We start from the raw sequence: 19,361 nt of genomic DNA, 5'->3' as shown, positions 1-19,361 counted from the left end.
CCTAAAATTACAATGATTGGATCGTTTTAAGCCTCGACAAGGACAAAATTATGTGTCGATTTGTAGCTTATATAGGAAAAGAAAATATTTTATTAGCGGATCTTTTAATTAAACCTAATAATTCGCTTATAAAACAAAGCCTCCTTGCTCGTGAATCTCGTACCCTGACCAATGGGGATGGATTTGGCTTAGGATGGTACACTTCTTTCGATAAAATGCCTGCTTTATTCACTTCACTTTTTCCCGCATGGAATGATCAAAACTTTTCCTATTTGGCAAAGAAAACCATGGCCCCACTTTTTTTTGCTCATATACGCGCAGCAAGTACTGGAGGGGTTTCTCATTTTAATTGCCATCCTTTTATATATAAAAACTGGCTGTTTATGCATAATGGATGGATTCCTTACTTCAAAAAAATTAAACGCCAAATTCATAATTTATTGGATGATGATATTTATAATTGGGTTAAAGGAAGTACTGACTCAGAATTGATTTTTGCATTATTTTTACAACTAGCAAAAAATTCAAAAATTAAGAACTCTTATGATATATATAATATTTTACTGAAAACATTAAAAATAATTGATGAATTAGTAAAAAAACATCATAAAAAAGGTGTGAGCTACTTTAATATTTGCGCTACAGATGGAAAGCGTATCGTTGCATTTCGTTATTGTACTTCTTCACGAAGCAAACCTGAAACAATGTATTTCTCTTTAGGTGAAAATATTGTACAAAGCACAACAAAAGAAACCATTTACAAATATGTAATTATTGCTTCTGAAAAATTATCAACCAATGGATTTAAATGGCAAATCATTCCAGTGAACCATTGTTTCATGATTGAATCAAATTTAAGTATTTCATTAAAAAAGCTTTAGTTGTAATACCAAGGACTAGGTAATGCGCATTAAAAAAATTGAAAACTATAAAATTGATTGTGAATTATTTAAAAGAAATTTAATTGCCGAAACCCAGATTTTAGAAAAATGGTTTACAAAAAATTATTTTAAATCGGAACTTATGAATGCAGGTGCTGAAATTGAATTTCTAATTTTGGATGAAGAATATCAATTAACGCCTCATAACATTTTTTTTACTAAAAAATTAAAAAATCAAGAATTGGTAGGAGAAGCAGGAGGGACTCAACTGGAAATTAATACTCCAGTTTTTCCTTTAAAAGATAATTTTTTATCTCTTCTGCATCAAAATATTTTAACGAACTGGAATAAATGTTGTGACATGGCGCTTAACACCCAACATCACTTGGCATTGATAGGCTCAATACCGCAAGCAGACCCCACTCTTTTTAAATCTTCCTATATTACACCTAAAAATGCTTTTCTTTTAATGAATGAGTTCGTAACCAACTATCGCCAAGAAGAGCCTTTATTTATTCATATAAAAGGAAAAAGAGAAAATCTTCTGTTATCTCCAGAATCTTTAGCTATAGAAGGTTTAATATGCGCTTTGCAACTTCATATAGAAGTTCCTCAGCATCAAGCAGCTCTTTATTTTAATATTATTCAAGTATTATCAGCGCCCTTATTAGCCCTTAGTAGTAATTCACCTTACTTTTGCGGAAAAAATTTATGGAGCGAAACACGAATTAGTATTTTTGAACAACTTTATACATTTCCTCATCCATTGCAGCAAACCGTTTTTTTTGAGCCTAAGTATATGCAAGAAACTCTATTTCCCATTTTTGAAAATAATTTAAAAAACTTTCCTTATCTCTTGCCTCTGGCAGCTTATGAAGAACCGATTCACCATATGTTCCATGTTCGATGTCAAAATAGCTGCATTTTTCGTTGGAACAGGCCTATTTTAGATTTTAACAAACAGAATGAACCTTATCTGAGAATAGAGCACCGCGCATTATCTACGGGCCCCACTGTCATCGATATGATAGCAAATGCTGCATTTTTTTATGGCATAACTTATTATTATGCAAACACATCCCCTTCTTTAACTTCTTTAATAACTCAAGAATCTACTTTAAAAAATTTTTATGAGTCAGCTCGTTATGGATTAGAAGCAAGATTAAATTGGAGTACCGGCAAGATTAAGGCAAGAACTCTTTTAAAAAACTTATTACCTCTCGCTTTAAAAGGACTTGAGGATTTGGGAATAAACTCTGTTGATGCTCATTTTTATTTAGATATCATTAAAACCAGGCTTTATAAAAATCAAAATGGAAGTATCTGGCAAAAGAAACATCTTACGAAACACAAAGATTTTAATTATATGCTGGAGCAGTATATTAAAAATCAATATTCAGAAACTCCGGTTGCTGATTGGAGCTTTAATTAATTTGAAATAAATACCTCAGAACAGAGATAAGTAAAAACCCTATTTTCCTTTTCGCAAAATTATGGCAAAACATAAGAACGTATTGTTCTTTTGAGAATCGAATGACTTTTCCATTTAAGATCATTGACATGACCCATACACTTTCGCCTGTAAGCCCCTCCTGGGATATAGGCTGTGGTTTTAGTCATAAAACAATCCTAAATTATGACGAGTGTTCTACTGCAGTACAATTTAAAGTGCAAGAAATGAGCATGCCAGCAGGAATTGGCACCCATATCGACGCTCCAGCTCATTGCATCAAAAATGGGCTTCATGTTGTGGAGCTTGATCTTATTGCTCATCATTTAATTACGCAATGTGTGGTTATTGATGTAAGTCATCAGTCTCATGAGCGCTACAGTATTACCAGAAAAGATATCCTTGATTTCGAGAAAAAACATCAAACAATTGCTGAACATTCGTTTGTTATTTTTTATACTGGCTGGGAAAGATATTGGCACGATGCCCAAAAATATAGAAATAATTTGGTTTTTCCCTGTATTAGTGAAGAAGCTGCTCAATTAATCCTGGATCGAAATTGCGCAGGTATCGGGATCGATACCTTGTCTCCGGATAGACCGGAAAATGACTATATCGTTCACCAATTGATGCTCGAAAACAAGAAATATATTGTTGAAAATGTTTTTAATGGAACAAAGTTACCTGCGTTAGGTGCCTACAGCATGATTTTACCCATGAAAATTGCTGATTTAACCGAAGCCCCTGTGCGTTTAATTGGTCTTTATTGATTTTGTTTTGTTACTTTATATAATCCATCGTATTCATTCAATTTCCTGCAAGGAATTATATTGAAAATTGCTATTATTGGAGGCTCTATAGCAGGTTGTACTCTAGGCTTATTATTGAAAGACCAGTTTCCAGTTACAGTTTTTGAGCGAGTACCTGATTTAAAATCTCGTGGGGCGGGTATTACCCTCTCTATTGAATTACTGAACACCTTAATCGCCCAAAATATTATTGATCCAGATACGTTGGCCCATACATTCACCACTCGCAGTTTTTATTGCCAAGCAGATAATGAGCCGGTTTATGGACGATGTTTATGGAAACAGGGAATTTCCATGGCAAGTCTCCACTGGGATACTTTATTCACTAACTTAAGAAAAAGAATACCAAACTCGATATATCATCATGGAATTAAAGTCGTTGACGTACAGCTCCATGATGAAGACCCTGGCCAAGTCACTTTAGAGTCTGGAGAAACACTGCTCTTTGATCTAATTGTTTTTGCTGACGGCGTTCAATCTCTGGGAAGAAAATTGATATCCAATGTACAGCCGGAATATTCGGGTTATGTTGCATGGCGTGGAACACTGGAATTTGAAAGGATAAAAAATAAAACTCTTTTCAATGATCAGGGGCTTTATTACTGTTATAACAAAGGACATTTATTAACTTATCCGGTATATCATCATCAAACGAATAAGTTAAATTGGGTTTTTTATGAAAAATTAGTGCTTGAAGACTTAGAGGATTTAGGCCCTACCTCTTTAACCGACTTTTCTGCAAAAGCAAAAGAACATCTACACCAATTAGCACGTGAAAAATTACCTGGGGTTGCGGCACAAATAATCCTCGATACCCCTTCTCCTTTCATGCAGAAAATTGTTGATGTTTGCGTCAATCGTCTTGTGACTCAGGGGGCTCTTTTATTGGGTGATGCAAGTGCAGTATTACGTCCTCATGTGGGAAATGGTGCTTCTTTAGCCATTCAGGATGCACTAAGCCTCAGTGAGTATCTCAAGAACTATGATGATTTCCATAACGCAATTTCCTCATGGGAGAAAGACTCTCTTCCTAAACGACTTGCCATGTATGATTTATCAAAACGAATGGCCGATGCTTTAGTGCTGCATCCTGTTGAGTGGAAGGAAATGACTGAGTCCAAAATGCCTGGCTGGTGGGAGCAAATCATTCTTGGAGAAAAATGGTATACAACTACCACACAAAAAAATCTTTAAGGAGTTCACTATGAACGTGGATGAGATGCTGATTGATTTAATTAATATCATCAAGCAAATGATTTACAGAAAACATGGTTGCAAACAATCAGGCTCCATTAAACTTCTTCGTTTTTTTTGTGAATCAGTCCTCTTAGACCCCAAAGTAATATGCCGCAGACACTAACCATTGCAAGCGACAAAGAAATTAATCCCAATTTAATGAGTACTTCTTGCCAGCCTACTCCATAAAAATTACCTCCAGCAATTGGCATCATTTCTGCACCAACGCCCCAAATCCCTGCTAAAAAAGTGGTTGTCCAATTAGTATAGGTACCAAATAGAGAAAGAACGAACACCCAACTAAGTGTACGTGTTGATAAATTTAATTGAGGCCATATTAATCCTAAAAGAACTAAGAACATGCCATTGAGTATTCCTTCAAGATGGCTGGAGAGACCCATTCTAGGATTATGCATTAGAGGTAATATAAAGCCGGTTATTAATCCTAATAAAAATAGAAAAACACCATATCTTATCAATTTGCGACTGAATTTTATTCCGGCATTATTGTTCAATATTATCCTCTCAGATATAAGATCACTCTTTATTTATAGTCCAACTATCACGCCAAATTAGGTTTTCTTTAAGGAAATCCTTATACCATCATCCATTCTTATAGAAACCTTGAGGGGAAAAGACTCCTAAAAAAATCCCCTCTCCCATTTTTAAAGAAGAATCAAGCTTTAACAAAATCTGTAGAATTGCTCGCGCTCCATCGACTCCATGTACCTTGGTACCCCTTCAAAAACTGCTGAGCAAACTGATAAAAATGAGAAAGAAAAAGAAGCCTTTGTTCATAATAAGGAGTAAGAAACGGATCGGCTCGATTCACTTCAAACAAATTATAATATGGCGGTATTGACGCATGCCGTGCAATAATTTCTTCGAAACTCACTTTATCTGCATTTTTTAACATGTCATACATTACAAAGAAGCTTGTTGTGCGGCCTTTTCCTCCCCTGCAATGTATATGAAACCACGTATCTTTAGGCGCATTTTTTATTATAGTTAAAAACGCATCAACTTCTGAATCAAAGGGCGCTGCATGATCGGTAACATAGAGTCGATGATATTCAAAACCTAATCCAGAAACCAAATCCTTTTCATTTTTTACCACTTTAACAGAAACGGTTCTACCATTGGAATACTCCTTGGCTGCGAACTGTTGTGAGGATAAAACTCCCCTTATCTTTTTCTGAACTCTTAATGACTTAAGCCAATTTTCTTGATCTGTAAGACTTTGGTTATTGCCTTTTCCTTTATTTATCCAATCGTATTCACTCACTAACGTAATCGCTTTGCCATTAAGATAACCATGACTCTCTTGGCGCAAGTCCAGTACCAAGACGGGCTGACTCCTCGAGCTCTTATGCCTGGAAATATAATCAGAAATATCTTTCCATCCCTTTTCACTCGGTTCCTCACTACCTGAAATGGCAAGCTCTTTAATACCTACTGTATTCCCTTGGTATGCATCGGCAATCATGGAGGAATCACGCAATACCTTTAAGGGAGAAGAAGAATACTCTGTATCCTGCACAATACAAGGATTATGGATGCTGGCATCGCATATCTGAGTTCCTGTATTTGCTTTTGCTAAAACTAATCTCGGAGCCAACGATAGAATGATGGAAATAAATACAATACGCTTCAAATAGGTCATCCATAACCCCTGAACAAGAAACATAATGCATTCTATGTTAATTTTTTTTCCTACCGCAATACTGTTGGCTCAAAAAAATTACCAAAATTTTAATCATGAATAGTCCGCTAATGCCCTCAGGTTTTTTCGTAGAAATAAAAATTTAATGCGTCATTGTTTCTGAATTTCCATCCGTTTTCTGTACAATCGTTGCCAAGCATCTTTATTTTCGGGATTGACCCAATTATATCCTATTAATTTCCAATCCTGATCCTCGGAATTAAAGCCAAGATTACGGATATAGTCTGCATCACAAATAAAAAATTGATTTTTAAATGACAATAAAAAACCACCTGAAATCCTCCGCGAATAAAGGGCAATTGGCATTTTAATCCGTTTGTAACCTGGATTTTCACCTTGTTTCACCCAGAGGGCTACAAGGATATTACTTATTTTGTGTTCACCTTAAACTCAGGCCCACAATAAGTATTAATAAAATGAATAATTATCTGAGCAAAATGTTCATCCCATAAGTTATGATGTCCTCTATCAGCAAACTCAATCCATTTCTTAGGCTGATTTGCCTGATTGAAAAGGGTTAAACCCAGATCGTAAGGTACAACTTCATCCAATTTTCCATGCAACATTAAGACAGGAGCATGAATTTTTTGAATACGCGATAAAGAATCATACTTATCAATTACAGGCATGGGCACCCAGGAATAATGAAATCGAGCCATAGCAGTTAATGAGGTATAAGGGGATTGCAAAACTAAAGAGCAAACAGGAAACTCTGTTGCAATTTGCGTAGCTACCCCGGTCCCCAATGATTCCCCATAAAGCACAATATTTTTTTGAACACCCTGTTGATGTAAAAACTTAATTGCCGCGCGAGCATCCTGATATAATCCTGATTCAGTAGGCTTTCCTGGATTTCCCCCATACCCTCGATATTCAAGTAATAACACGCCAAAGCCTTCTGCAAGGAAATGACGAGCCAAATACATACGATAACCAATATGTCCTGCATTTCCATGTAAATAGAGTATCGTCGGTTTATTATCCACAGCGGGTTTATACCAAGAACTTAAAATCAATCCATCTGCAACAGGTATCTTAATGATTTGCATGTCTTCAGCCTGAAAATCGCGCAAATTTGGTTTTTCAGGAGACGGAAAATAAATGAAATGTCGTTGAAAAAAATACGCCAGAGTAACAATTAAAATAAAAAGAAAAAGAACCAGTAACAATTGTTTATGCATCATCTTATTTATCTTCATTCATTCGATTACTGTAAAAGGGATAATCAGTGTAACCTTTTGTACCCCCTCCTTGTCTACAGACCTTAGGTTTCATTCTAGATTATAGGTAAGATATTCCAGAACGTGGAGTTTATTACTTTCATAAGGAAATAATAATGTAACGCCATTCTCAACTTGTTATGGTTTGCCCAGTTCAAATTGAACTAAAGTGTTGACATTTTTTATTCTTAAAAGTGTACGATGAATGTGCCAACATCATGACCTGCGATGGGATTAAAAATCTTCGGTACACTATGTTATACTATGCACACATTAAACAAATAAAACCCAATTATCATGAGGTTGCCTCTAAAAGAACCTTTATCTGCCCGTTATCTGTACCTAAGCCCCGAGAACATAGTCTACATTTTCATGCCCATCGTCAGTGGCACGGCCATTGGTTTGGACAACACTTGCAAAGCGGTTTATGCATTACAAGAATTTTTTGACAAAGGCAGCAATTCAAATAAAAAAGCCAGCCTCAAGGTGGAGTTATTAGCCTACAAAGAGGCATTAGAAAGCGATATGAGCTTACTTGGAGCAACGTCTCCACTCATGCAACAAAAACAAGAAAGGCTAACTCAAATTGATGCGTATTTAACGCTGCTCGCTTCTGTGGAAAAACATCCGGAACTGAATTGCCTCAATACAGGATTTCCAAGCTATCCAAGACCATTAGAAGGCATGATGCAAGACAGAGCCACATCGAATTTGTACAGCATGGTGTTACACCCAAGTGAGCAAGATGGCTATCTTCGCACAGAAGGAACCAACCCTGTATTTCGTGTGGCGCACAAGAGCGTATCAAGAAACATAGAACACGCCGAATCCAATTTACAAAAAGCCCTTATCAAAGCGTACAGTCCATTAATCTTTACAGTACAGAATGTAAAAGCCGAAGTAAGGCATCAGGTATTAGCCCAATTTAAGGCACAAAATATGCCTTGTTCTGTTGACATCATAGCAAGCCTTCTACAAGAAACGATACAAAGACAAATGCATGTCACTGTTGATTTTAGTAAAACCGCTAAAGGTGAGCCAATCACCCAAGATTTCATAGCCAAGGCCATGCTCTTTGATAAAGAGACATCGCCTGAGGAGTACGTAGATGCCCTATTAGGCTTCTGTGCCAATGATTTGTTCACCACTGTCCCGATATCACCTTTTAAGTACCTAACCAATTTTGAGTCCTGGTCCATAGCCACCCAATTTTTATTAGGTCTGACCAACATCTATGCCGTGGTGCAAGGCAAAACCAGCCAGGACACGAATTTTGGGGAAATTCTGGATAAGCGCCCGGACTTAAGTACTGAATTAGCTCAAATCCTGGCTAAAGCGCAACAAGACAACGCAAACATCGAAGAGGCCTGTTTGTTATGGATTAATAAGCGGACTCACGAATTAAAATTAATGACTGCATTCACCCCTGAGGACCTCAAAACCATCAAACAAAACTTTGCGCAGCAATACGTCCAAATCAAAGACTCACCGCATTTTGATGAATTTTTCGTATTGGACACCGAAAAGGAAGGTGCCTTTGTCATGCATCAGGGGTCTATCTGCACCAGTTTTGCCAAGTTTGTGAGTTCTCCTTTATTGGATGTACCTCAAGAATTAATCCAACCTTTTGAGAAAGTACAGCAGCAAGCAAGCCGCCTGGGCGTCAACATCCCTCATAAAAACACTCTGATGCAAAATGAGGTGGAGATAAATACCTCCACCCTGGATAAGGCGGCATTACAGGCGCTATACGAACAAATAGACAGCTACAACGACCCAAAACTTAAAGAGAAACTTTTTGCTCAACTCAAAACAGAGCGCCCTGATTTCAAACCGCAAATCAACGTCAAGCAATTCTTACAGCATGTGGCCTATGGCCAACAAAATGAGGCCGAAAACCTACTCAAAAAAGATGCGGCACTGGCGCAAGAACTCCTCACCGCCCGAGACATCCCCTTCACCGACTACTCAGGCCGCACCTTTACATGCAGTGCCTACGAGTATGCTTGGTGGGCCAAAGACTCGCATATGCGCTTTATGCTTGAACGCTACATGGATGAGGGCAGCAAAAAAGAACTATTAAAGCGTGTGCAACAGATAGATGAGCCCATAGACACAGGAACACTGTTTAAAGCACCCAGAGGACTTGTCTATACGCAAAAGGGAAAAGAATACCGCAGTGCTCATTTTGATTTAACGCCTTTAAAGAGTGCATTAAGAACGTATATTAAGGCCTACGAGCAAAGTCCCAATACTACCAATGCAGATTGGGAAGCCCTTGACGCAGTCTGAATAAAGGTGGGCTTACCCCAACGAGAGGTACCTGCTCATGTTGCTCAGGAATATTGTCATCCCAAGCGGTCATTTGAAGATGTAGTCAAAAACTTAAGCCTATTGGATGCATCTAATCCAGCCAATCTGGAGCGACAGCTTAAGTTTTATAACTGGAATACCAATTCTTATGATGATTGGTTTCCGTTGGCGGCTTTTGGGGATTCCGGTTTGGGTTCTTCATTTGCGATATTACGCCAGGGGCGGCGTCCGTGCCGGGGCGGTGGCGGGTGCGGGGTATCGCCGCGCGTTGATTTATCGGCTATAGATGCCATCGATGGGGCGAGAACAAAAGACCTTAAACAGTCTCTTGAGCGTCTTGCGGTACCACCAAGCTCACAGGCACCCAACCCTCACGGTAGTTAACCCATAGCAGCTCTATTGCAATACCCGCTATGCGCGTATCATAACAACTATGAATGAATTGGGATAATAAGAATTGAGGGTTCCAGCTTTGACTCGTTCTCACCCACCACCGCAACCACGCGCTCAAATAGCTTCTGATTCGTGGGGTAGAAAACCCATCAATAACCATAAGCCGAACTTGTTCGCGCGCATTTCTAATTGTTCTTGCATGAGGAACAATGCAGATTTGCTCAGGATGGTTCTGGTTTGACGAGGTTAAACTGTTCTTACCCCCCCCCGGTTTGGCCAACTAATAAACACTCATTATCAGCAAATGATTCATTTGCTGCCAAACCATGACTATCCTGTGTGACTTTGGTGCTATCTGAAGCTTGTGTTTTCCAGATAGTTGATGCCTAAAAAATGAAAACCGCCCGCTATGTTGCCAATACGTGTTTTTTTACGGGATAGCTGCAGATGTCTTTCTTTTAAAATCGTCATCATCCGTCTTTTGCAACGTTCTAATTGGCGTTTGCTGTGGCATAAGATAATCAGGTCGTCCTGATACCGTAGATAGGTCACATCCATTGTATCAAATGCATCATCCAGCGGTTTTAAATACAGTGCACTAAGAAATTGGGACAAGGGGCCTCTGAGGGCTATGCCATTATCGGGTTTTTTATATCCCCTGGGTGTTTCAATAGGATTTCTGACAATCTGTTCCAGCATTGCCTGAACTTTGGTATCGGTGTAATAGCGTTTGATGTAGTCAATCAATACATGATGCTGTATGGATTTATAGTACGATTTGATGTCTGCCCGGATAATGTACTTGGGTTTTTCTGTTGCCAGTGGTTCTCGAATTCTTTGTGTCGCTAATTGAACTCCGGTTGGGCCATGCAAGTGATAACAGTTTGGGTTCATCACATAAGGAAATGTAGGTTTTAATTACTGAAGTAATAAATATTGCACTACTCTATCTGCCAAATAAAGCTGGTCGAGCATTTCGTCCTTGAAGTAATATCGCTTGAGAAACCTTGGCGTGTATGTACCCCCAATCAGTGATTGGATGCCTCGGGGCAGCAATTCATTGATTGAGCGGGCTAGAAGATGTACGTCATGGTTAGATGAAGCCATACGTTTTCTTCTGTGAATACTTTTAAAAAGCTTTTGGCCTACATGCAGCATCTGTGCAAAATCCCAACGTTTGTTCATGAGGTCCTTTGTTATTTTTTGTGCCGCTGTATGGGAACAAAGTAGCCTATTGAAGGACAAAGGCAATTCCAGTAACTTGCTGTTTGCAAAAAAGAAACCACAAGGAAAGGGCTATGTCAGTAGAAGATTTTATCATTGCTGTGTATTGTTTGGTAGATGATGTCATGAAAGAGCTATTAAAAGACAAAAATTTGCGGCAAAGGGGTTTTAATCCTGCACTAACAGATAGCGAGATGATCACAATGGAATTGGTTGCTGAGTATCAAAGAATTGATACAGATAAAGGTGCTTGGGAATACTTCTGTAACCATTGGCACGGCCTATTTCCAAATTTAGGTTCACGGGCAAATTTTGCAAGCATGCAGCAAACTTGTGGAACATGAAACAACAAATTCAAATAGCATTAGCAGGACAAGTGGGAGTCTTTAGTGACTCACTGCATATTTCAGATGGTTTCCCCGTACCAGTGTGTCATTTTAGACGAGCGAAATTTAGTCAGGTATTTTCCGGTGAGGCTACTTATGGTTATTGTGCATCTAAGGGGGAAACATACTATGGCTTTAAAGGTAACTTATTGATCAATTCAGAAGGTATCATTACAGGAATTACTCTGTCACAAGCTCATGTTGATGAACGGGAATCATTATGGGATTTAGTCGATGGGATACATGGAATGCTTATTGCGGACAAAGGATTAATCGGTGCTGATTTTCGAAATGAGTTGCGAGAATATTCAGGAATTGATTTACAAACTGCGGTACGTTCTAATATGGAAGAGAAACGAGCGAAAAACTTTATTAAGTGGTTAACATCTACCAGACGTCTTGTCGAAACAGTTATAGGGCAATTAGCAGATCGGTTCCAGATTGAAAAAGTACGAGCTCGTAAGCTTTGGTATTTAACCAATCGCATTGCAAGAAAGGTATTGGCGCATACAGTTTGTGTATGCATTAACAAAAAAATCGGTAACCCCCTCTTCAATTTGAGTTATTGGTCAAATCATAAAAGTTGAGAATGGCGTTAATGTATCATAATATCTTAGTTGCAATTGATGACAGTACATCAATGCAAGCCTTCCATGAAGCCGTTAATCTGAGCAAAGTGCATCAGGCAAAAAAATTCATAAACAATAAATCACACGATCTTCTAACTCAAAAGATGTCTTAAAATCCTGAGAGCACTGAATAAGATTTTTAATCATCCATTCACACTCTTCACTTCATTACTTGCATAGTGCAATTTGAAATTTTGAAGATCAGGGTTTCTTAATTTTAACTCTACTAAACCATCTCCCCATACATATTCTCCTTTGTTACCAAGTGGAATCTTGCCATTGACTCTTTCAGCAAGCCAAACATAATCACGTGCATCTTTCACATAAAATTCATAAAATTGCGGCTCGCAAGGATGAGTTAAGATTTGATCAATCCCTCTCCCAGTCATGACATCACCACATAAAAAAATATGGAATTGGGTAATACTGATAACATGATCATTCATCCTTAATTAATCTGTAAAGTAGTTCATTTTTTCTACTAATAGTCGTCGTAAATTAAAAAGCATGTGGGAATAAACGATGCCTATTTCGTGCTGAGAGTTGATTCTGTTCGCACGTTCTTTATTGCTCAAAATACAATTTTTTGGTTTTAGATTCATCCTGCGACAGTGATGCTTCAAGCTCAGCTTTTCTTTTTTTGCTATCGTCTAAAGTACTTAGCACTCCCAAGCCACTGCTAGATATAATTGGTGTGGTTGTTTTTTTTCTCCAATCAAAAACATCTCTTTTTAGATCCTTTTGTAAATCTTGAGAAATCTCAAATTTGACAAAATGATGAGAAGCTTTTTTACAATGATTTTCAAAGGCTCCGCGACAAAACTGATCTGTTAAATCCATTGTAAGGTACTCTGAAGGCTCATCTTGCAACTGATCAAGCCTTTCTTCATCCATCTTTTTGAACCAATTTTTTAATAACTCTTTATCTCCATCAAATTCTGGTGGATAAAAACCAAACTTATTATAAATGGCAAGTGCTTCTGCTGAGGGGCTAACTGCCATATTTTTCTGACTGCTATTTACGAAAAAATCCATAGCATGGACCATCATTAAATTACCAAGTCCTTTATGACGATATTTCTCACTTACAAATAAACTAAATAACTGAGATATTTTCCCTGGATCTTTAGTTAGTCTTAATTCAATAAAGCCAATGATTTTTCCATTGTCTCGCACAACAAGCATTAAATTACATCTATTGCTCTCATTATGTAACAATTTTCCATTCTTGTGAAATAACTGAATCGTTTCATCATCTAATTTTTCAACATCATTTTCAAAATAAATTTCCGCCATTGCATCTTCGTGCCGGACATAATTTAAAAAGTCAGATAAATCATTTTTATTAGGATAGTCAAGAACATAGGATTCGTTAGGAAGTGTATTAGTCGTACTCTCTACAGCTTGATACATGCATTAATGCCTATTACGGGTCGATAGCTTAATTATAATTACAAATGAACTAATATTCAACAATATGCGCATTTTTAGAAAACAAACAATCCTGAAGAGCGTAAAGCAGGAGCATATCATGAAATGGGGTACACCTTCGTGGCACTCTCCTTCTAACTACTTCATTAGTGACAAATTACTCTTCACCTAAAGGCTGTAAAGCACTTGTTTTATCAAAATGAATCATCCCATCAAATTGATAAGGCAAATGTGTAAAAAAATAATGGCTAAAACGTTCAGTCTCTGGAAGATAAACCACACCTATAGCCCGTTGTAAGCGGGGAATATTTAAATAATGCTCCAATTTTTCGTTACCTAATAAATTCAAGAAAAAATTCTTGTGTCTTAGATGATGAAATAACTCTTCATAACTTCCTGGCATACCCGGCCGTACATGCTTTTTCTCTCCAGGCCTTCCCCAATCGGATGCAGCCATTACGGTTCCTTCATAAGTAGAAAAACCAAGAGAATAAGAATGCTGACCATATTGCTCGCGTACTAATTGCCCCAAATTAAATTCATTACGCTCCCCCATCTCCGTAGCACGTGAATCCCCCAGATGTGAGTTATGCGCCCAAATAATAATTTTAGCCGGTTGATTGAATCGCATTTCCAAATGATCAGCGAGTACATTGAGTGTTTCCATCATATGACTATCCCGAATATTCCATGTAGAAACCCTTCCCTCTAACATGGAGCGGTAATAATTCTCCGCATTTTTTACCAAGCGGGCATTTTGAGTTGCAAAAAAATATTCATCTTCAACTGCGATTCCATCACGATGAAGGTACTCAAAAGCACGATGCTGTAATTCAACTAATTGAGCTACGGCCTCATGAACACAGGCCTTTTTAATTCCGGAATTAATTAGGTAACCATACATTTGCGGATCCTGATTTAAATGATCAAAACAGGCATAGCGCTGTGCAGCGCGTTGTGCAGCTTCAGGATCTATTTTATTTAAAAAATCAATTACTGCTTGCATGGACGAGTTTAAGCTGTATAAATCAAGACCATAAAATCCAATCTTTTGTACTGCAGGTAAATTATCATTGTGTTGACGTAACCAACTCAAGAATGGTGGAAGGGTTGAATTACGCCACATCCAGGTTGGAAACCGCTGAAAACCATCCAAAGCTTGCTCACTGCCAGTCACATTGCCTTCCCCTTGTAAATAACGATGAACACGATGTGCATCAGGCCAATCCCCTTCAATTGCAATAGCCATAAATCCATGCTCTTTAATAAGACGTTGCGATATTTCGATGCGTGTTTGATAAAATTCGTGGGTTCCATGAGTTGCTTCGCCAATCAACACAAATCGAGCATTCCCAATTTGTTTGAGTATTGCATCATAATCTTCATCATGAGGTTTAAATGAAACTATTGTACCGTTGAGTTCATCTATTAGCTTTTGCAAAGCATCCTTATTCATAAAAGCCTCCTTGCTATCCAGCACAATACTGGTCAAACCATTTTTTAGCTAAGTTTGAAACCTCATGTAATTTTCCAGGCTCCTCAAATAAATGAGTTGCTCCAGGAACTATTTCCAATTGTGTTGTACAACTCATTTGCGATATCGCTTGCTGATTGAGTCCAATCACCACTTCATCATCACCGCCCACAATAAGTAAAGTGGGCGTCTTGACCTGAGGCAAATAGTTTCCAGCCAAATCCGGCCTGCCGCCACGTGATACAATCGCATTGACTGAATTAGGCTCCTGTGTCGCAGCTACAAGTGCGGCGCCCCCGCCTGTACTCGACCCAAACAAACCGATTGGAAAATGAAATTCTACAAATTCTTTTGTACACCAATGAATTACATCAATTAGTCGAGAAGCCAATAAATGAATATCAAAACGATATTCACGAGTGACATTATCAATAACATCTTCTTGTGAAGTAAGCAGATCAAAGAGCAATGTTGCATATTTCCCTTCATTCAGGATGCTTGCCACATATTGATTGCGACTACTGAATCGACTGCTTCCACTTCCATGCACGAAAATTACCATTCCTTTCGCTTTTTCAGGTATAAATAAAAAACCGTTGAGATAAACATTTTTACTGGGAATAGAGACGGGATGTTCAATGTCTGGTGTATAGGTATTCATGACATTCCTTTTTTCCTGAGCCTATCATTCTTCCAAGTATAGACTTATTCCTGGAGTTATAGCCAAATCTTGGTCCTATTGCATAATTTAGCAACATGATTTTGGGATAGTTGCATAGTAAAAAAAGAGCCTATATGATTAAATTGCCTTAAAATCATATCAATTTGATGTGGTATAGGTTTACCCACTAAGCTTTAGGCAAGGGCGCAAGTGAATGAGGCGAAGGAGTGTATAGAGATAATATATGACTGAAACCGAGTGAGCTTCAACGCAGTATAAAAATTAGAGGGTACAGCTATATATGAATAACTTAGGGATAAGGAATTACAATGGGCAAAAAAAATCAGCAGACAACTTCAATTGAAGAAAGTAACAATTTTGGTATTCCTAAAGGGTTAGTTGCTCAAAGAAGAGAGGAGTTAATTGCCGCAAAAGAGCGGTCTCGTTTGAGAGCTGCATCTCTTAATACAATTTCTCTTAATGCAACGCCTCTTTATACGATACCTCCTGATACTAATGCTATATCTCATAATCCGATACCCCTTAATACAACACTTATTAACACGGCACCTTCGAGAAAATCATCTCTTACTCATCTTACCAAGATAAGACCAAAAATTGAACACAGAAACCCTTCGAAACGCAAATCAAACTCATTATCGCATGATTTTTTTAAGAAAAACGAGCCAAACGGTGAAGCAACGGATCTAGACTTAAATGGAGACTGGCTCAACACATTGAAGAAAACAATTAGCGGGGCATGGACTACTTACAAAAAATACTATGAACAGGGTATCAATACTCGTCAACCTAATGGATGGTTTAGTTGGTGGCGCCATGGAGATGAGGGACAAAAAAAAGCGGAAACGATTAAAAATAAAGCAGAGGCAAGTGACTATCCTGAGATGATTATGCTACAGATGGATAACTTTTTTGCGGCCCCTTCTACTCGATATGAAAACCACTCTTTTGCCTCTTATTTATTCGAAGAATTCAATCGCCTATTGCAAGGAGATAAATATAAGCCACAAGAAGGAACAACCTATGGGAAAGAGTACTGGTATGTAATTGCGGAACAATTGCGCCTATTAATGGCTAAAGAAGAATGTGAGCAAAGCTCATCTATACCAGAGCTGTGATATATAGTTTAAAAATTCAGGTAATAACTCAGTTCCCCATGTTAGGTTTATTCAAACATTTGGGATTAAAGTCCTGATAGGTCTGAGCATTTACAAAATAAGAGTGCTATTCATGCATAATAGAGATCCCTGGGCTTTAAATCTCCCCATTGATACCTTTTTCTTCGATTGTGACGGGACACTCTCCCTTATTGAGGGCATTAATGAGTTAGCGACAATGAATGGGGTTGCCCAACAAGTGCATCAAATTACTGAACGATGTATGGGACAAACCGGCATGACCCCTAATGATTATCACCAACGTTTGACCTATGTTCAACCTACACGAGAACAAATAGAAGAGCTGGCCGAGCGCTATAAGCGCAATATTGCCCCCGGAGCACAAGAACTCTTTCATTTATTGCATCATTTGAATAAAAAAATCTATATCATTTCAGCTGGGATAAAAATGGCCGTAGTCCCCTTTGCTCAGGATCTAGGAGTTCCCCCAAGTAATGTGCTTGCTGTGGAGATATATTTTGATGAACAAGGTAACTATCAAGAGTTTGATAGACAAAGCAACATGACTCAAGGTAATGGTAAAACAGTGGAAATTGCCTCAATTCTTAAACCAGGTGAACGCTCCTTACTGGTAGGTGATGGAGTAAGCGACTGGGAGGCTCGAGAGATAGTAACACGATTTATTGGTTTTGCTGGTTTAAATCCTAAAGAATGGGTGAAAAACCATTCTGATTTTTATATCACCAATACCAGCTTTTACTCAATAATCCCTTTGGGATTAACTCAGGATGAGTTAAAACAATTGCCCTCACAATATTATGCTTATTATGAGCAAGGACTTAAAGAAATTTATAATTCTGTTGTTTTGATCAAGGGAGATGCCCATGTTCACCATTCAAATTATTGATAATATATCACCTCAGAGCTTGAGCTTGTTTCACCCCGACGTTTATCAATTAGGTCTTAACCCCATCGACCCAGATGTTATTTTGGTGCGCTCGCATAAATTACATAATCATCTGTTTTCAAAAAACTTAAAAGCAGTAGCACGAGTTGGAACGGGTATTGATAATATTCCCATCGATGTGCTTACCAATATGGGTATCCCAGTATTTTATGCACCTGGAGCAAATGCCAATGCAGTAAAAGAGTTGGTGATGGCAGCCATGATAATGGGCTATAGACATCTCGATGAAACCCGCTCTTTCATTACTGAACTGTCAAAAGAAGATAGCCAACTATTTAATCGAGAAATTGAAACGAAAAAAAAGAAATTTGTTGGCCATGAAATTTCAGGTAAAACTTTAGGGGTTATAGGCTTAGGCAATATAGGCGTTAAAGTGGCTAACGCTGGATTAGCCTTAGGAATGAAAGTATTAGGTTTTGATACCAATATGACTCTGACGAATGCTCTTGCATTGATGCCCGGAGTTGAAAAAGTCATTGATATGAATGTATTGCTTGCCCACGCAGATATTATTACGCTGCATATTCCTTTAAATGCAGAAACCAACCATTTAATCAATGAAGAAAATATTACTCTAGTGAAATCCCATACTCTGTTACTGAATTTTTCACGTGAACAAATAGTAAGTGAAACAGCTATTTTACAGCAATTAAATAATCAGCAAATCATGGGTTATATCACAGATTTTCCAACAATTAATTTAGCTGATCACCCTAATGTTTTGAGCTTTCCTCATTTGGGGGCAAGTACTCAGGAAGCAGAGCAGACTGCAGCAGAAATGGTAATTCGCAATATTTGTAATTATCTAGAGCATGGAGTCATTGAGTATTCTGTTAATTTTCCAAATATCTCTCTTTCTACCACTCAAGTTCCTAATTGTTACCGTATACTGGTTATCAATAAAAACACCCCAGGATCCATAGGTAAAATCACACAGAACATATCAAAATTAAAATACAATATCGAACAAATGGAAAATAAATCACGTGGAATAATTGCCGTGAATCTTATTGATATACGCGGTCCTAAAGAGTTGCTGCCCCAGCTTTGTGAGCAATTAAAAGATATCTCCAATTTAATGGCTGTGCGGCTGATTTCGAATCATCAAAAACAATAGAGTACGTTTTTTTTGAAAAATTTTATTTTACGTCGTGGATGAGAACAGAATTCACCAAGGGCACTTCCATCAAAAAAATCTCTTAACGCCACTATAATTTATTGTTTTAAAAGCTAATGGATCTGTTTGAGTTAAAGTTTTGGTTGAGCATTTTTAAAAAGTTGCCAGACTAATAAAATACTTCTTGGCTAAATTTTATGCTTTTGATTGGCACTCTAGTTACTTGCCATCCTCCATCAAAAAACAAATGACACGGTAAATTTGAAAAACTTGTACGACACCATTTCATAGATAAAAATAATAGTAAA

At 37.8% G+C, this 19,361-nt stretch carries 19 protein-coding genes and 1 pseudogene; 10 read left to right on the top strand and 10 right to left on the bottom strand.

The annotated features are described in order from the left end of the window. Positions 1 to 50: 50 nt before the first annotated feature. The 4 genes from Ltuc_RS02500 (at position 51) to Ltuc_RS02485 (ending at position 4,334) form a co-directional block, all read left to right on the top strand. The gene (locus Ltuc_RS02500) at positions 51 to 881 is read left to right on the top strand and encodes a class II glutamine amidotransferase (protein ID WP_058519774.1); all 831 of its coding nucleotides are present in this window, start codon (positions 51 to 53) and stop codon (positions 879 to 881) included. A 22-nt stretch (positions 882 to 903) separates the two neighbouring features. Next, entirely contained in the window at positions 904 to 2,313 is a 1,410-nt protein-coding gene (locus Ltuc_RS02495) for a glutamate-cysteine ligase family protein (protein ID WP_058519773.1), read from the top strand. Between the two features lie 101 nt (positions 2,314 to 2,414). Next, entirely contained in the window at positions 2,415 to 3,101 is a 687-nt protein-coding gene (locus Ltuc_RS02490) for a cyclase family protein (protein ID WP_058519772.1), read from the top strand. Between the two features lie 60 nt (positions 3,102 to 3,161). Then, a complete protein-coding gene (locus Ltuc_RS02485) occupies positions 3,162 to 4,334 on the top strand; it encodes an FAD binding domain-containing protein (RefSeq protein WP_058519771.1) in 1,173 nt (390 codons plus the stop codon). A gap of 98 nt (positions 4,335 to 4,432) precedes the next feature. Here Ltuc_RS02485 and Ltuc_RS02480 read toward each other — a convergent pair whose 3' ends face one another. From Ltuc_RS02480 to Ltuc_RS02465, 4 genes are all read right to left on the bottom strand, one after another. Further along, positions 4,433 to 4,891, bottom strand: a complete 459-nt coding sequence (locus tag Ltuc_RS02480) for a styrene oxide isomerase (protein WP_202972325.1) — start codon at positions 4,889 to 4,891, stop codon at positions 4,433 to 4,435. A gap of 161 nt (positions 4,892 to 5,052) precedes the next feature. Then, positions 5,053 to 6,039, bottom strand: a complete 987-nt coding sequence (locus Ltuc_RS02475; RefSeq protein WP_058519770.1) for a phosphatase domain-containing protein — start codon at positions 6,037 to 6,039, stop codon at positions 5,053 to 5,055. 150 nt (positions 6,040 to 6,189) lie between these two features. After that, a complete protein-coding gene (locus Ltuc_RS02470) occupies positions 6,190 to 6,444 on the bottom strand; it encodes a hypothetical protein (protein ID WP_193786836.1) in 255 nt (84 codons plus the stop codon). Between the two features lie 23 nt (positions 6,445 to 6,467). After that, positions 6,468 to 7,280, bottom strand: a complete 813-nt coding sequence (locus tag Ltuc_RS02465) for an alpha/beta hydrolase (protein ID WP_058521573.1) — start codon at positions 7,278 to 7,280, stop codon at positions 6,468 to 6,470. A 336-nt stretch (positions 7,281 to 7,616) separates the two neighbouring features. Between Ltuc_RS02465 and Ltuc_RS02460 the strand changes: the two genes are divergently transcribed. Both Ltuc_RS02460 and Ltuc_RS15640 read left to right on the top strand, forming a co-directional pair. Beyond that, positions 7,617 to 9,611: a SidC gene (locus Ltuc_RS02460; protein WP_238584058.1), complete on the top strand. Its 1,995-nt coding sequence runs from the start codon at positions 7,617 to 7,619 to the stop codon at positions 9,609 to 9,611. 6 nt (positions 9,612 to 9,617) lie between these two features. After that, positions 9,618 to 10,016, top strand: a complete 399-nt coding sequence (locus Ltuc_RS15640; protein ID WP_238584057.1) for a hypothetical protein — start codon at positions 9,618 to 9,620, stop codon at positions 10,014 to 10,016. A 360-nt stretch (positions 10,017 to 10,376) separates the two neighbouring features. Here the strand turns inward: Ltuc_RS15640 and Ltuc_RS15635 are convergent, their stop codons facing one another. Together Ltuc_RS15635 and Ltuc_RS15630 are read right to left on the bottom strand one after the other, a co-directional pair. Beyond that, entirely contained in the window at positions 10,377 to 10,919 is a 543-nt protein-coding gene (locus Ltuc_RS15635; RefSeq protein ID WP_238584128.1) for a reverse transcriptase/maturase family protein, read from the bottom strand. A gap of 24 nt (positions 10,920 to 10,943) precedes the next feature. Further along, positions 10,944 to 11,210 carry a hypothetical protein gene (locus tag Ltuc_RS15630; RefSeq protein ID WP_238584056.1) on the bottom strand — a complete coding sequence of 89 codons (267 nt, stop codon included), beginning with the start codon at positions 11,208 to 11,210 and terminating at the stop codon, positions 10,944 to 10,946. 113 nt (positions 11,211 to 11,323) lie between these two features. On the opposite strand from Ltuc_RS15630, the pseudogene Ltuc_RS02450 reads away from it, so the two are divergent. Then, a pseudogene (locus Ltuc_RS02450) lies at positions 11,324 to 12,215 on the top strand (IS982 family transposase). Positions 12,216 to 12,407: 192 nt separating this feature from the next. Here Ltuc_RS02450 and Ltuc_RS15620 read toward each other — a convergent pair. The 4 genes from Ltuc_RS15620 to Ltuc_RS02430 all read right to left on the bottom strand — a co-directional run bounded on the left by Ltuc_RS15620 (position 12,408) and on the right by Ltuc_RS02430 (position 15,830). After that, positions 12,408 to 12,710 (bottom strand): hypothetical protein, encoded by a 303-nt coding sequence (locus tag Ltuc_RS15620; RefSeq protein ID WP_058519769.1) that lies wholly within the window; start codon positions 12,708 to 12,710, stop codon positions 12,408 to 12,410. A 118-nt stretch (positions 12,711 to 12,828) separates the two neighbouring features. Then, entirely contained in the window at positions 12,829 to 13,677 is an 849-nt protein-coding gene (locus Ltuc_RS02440) for a GNAT family N-acetyltransferase (protein ID WP_058519768.1), read from the bottom strand. Between the two features lie 175 nt (positions 13,678 to 13,852). After that, positions 13,853 to 15,151 (bottom strand): erythromycin esterase family protein, encoded by a 1,299-nt coding sequence (locus Ltuc_RS02435; protein ID WP_058519767.1) that lies wholly within the window; start codon positions 15,149 to 15,151, stop codon positions 13,853 to 13,855. Positions 15,152 to 15,164: 13 nt separating this feature from the next. After that, positions 15,165 to 15,830, bottom strand: coding sequence for a dienelactone hydrolase family protein (locus Ltuc_RS02430; protein ID WP_058519766.1), 666 nt, complete (start codon positions 15,828 to 15,830; stop codon positions 15,165 to 15,167). A gap of 329 nt (positions 15,831 to 16,159) precedes the next feature. Between Ltuc_RS02430 and Ltuc_RS02425 the strand changes: the two genes are divergently transcribed. The 3 genes from Ltuc_RS02425 to Ltuc_RS02415 all read left to right on the top strand — a co-directional run bounded on the left by Ltuc_RS02425 (position 16,160) and on the right by Ltuc_RS02415 (position 19,053). Continuing rightward, the gene (locus Ltuc_RS02425; RefSeq protein ID WP_058519765.1) at positions 16,160 to 16,969 is read left to right on the top strand and encodes a hypothetical protein; all 810 of its coding nucleotides are present in this window, start codon (positions 16,160 to 16,162) and stop codon (positions 16,967 to 16,969) included. Between the two features lie 112 nt (positions 16,970 to 17,081). After that, on the top strand, positions 17,082 to 17,876 hold the full coding sequence (locus tag Ltuc_RS02420) for an HAD-IB family phosphatase (RefSeq protein ID WP_058519764.1): 795 nt from the start codon (positions 17,082 to 17,084) through the stop codon (positions 17,874 to 17,876). After that, positions 17,854 to 19,053, top strand: a complete 1,200-nt coding sequence (locus tag Ltuc_RS02415) for a 3-phosphoglycerate dehydrogenase family protein (protein ID WP_058519763.1) — start codon at positions 17,854 to 17,856, stop codon at positions 19,051 to 19,053. Before Ltuc_RS02420 ends, Ltuc_RS02415 begins: the two co-directional genes overlap by 23 nt. The last annotated feature ends 308 nt before the right edge of the window (positions 19,054 to 19,361 follow it).

This window comes from Legionella tucsonensis, assembly GCF_001468035.1.
GTDB classification, from domain to species: domain Bacteria; phylum Pseudomonadota; class Gammaproteobacteria; order Legionellales; family Legionellaceae; genus Legionella; species Legionella tucsonensis.
This window is presented reverse-complemented; position numbering and strand designations above follow the sequence as displayed.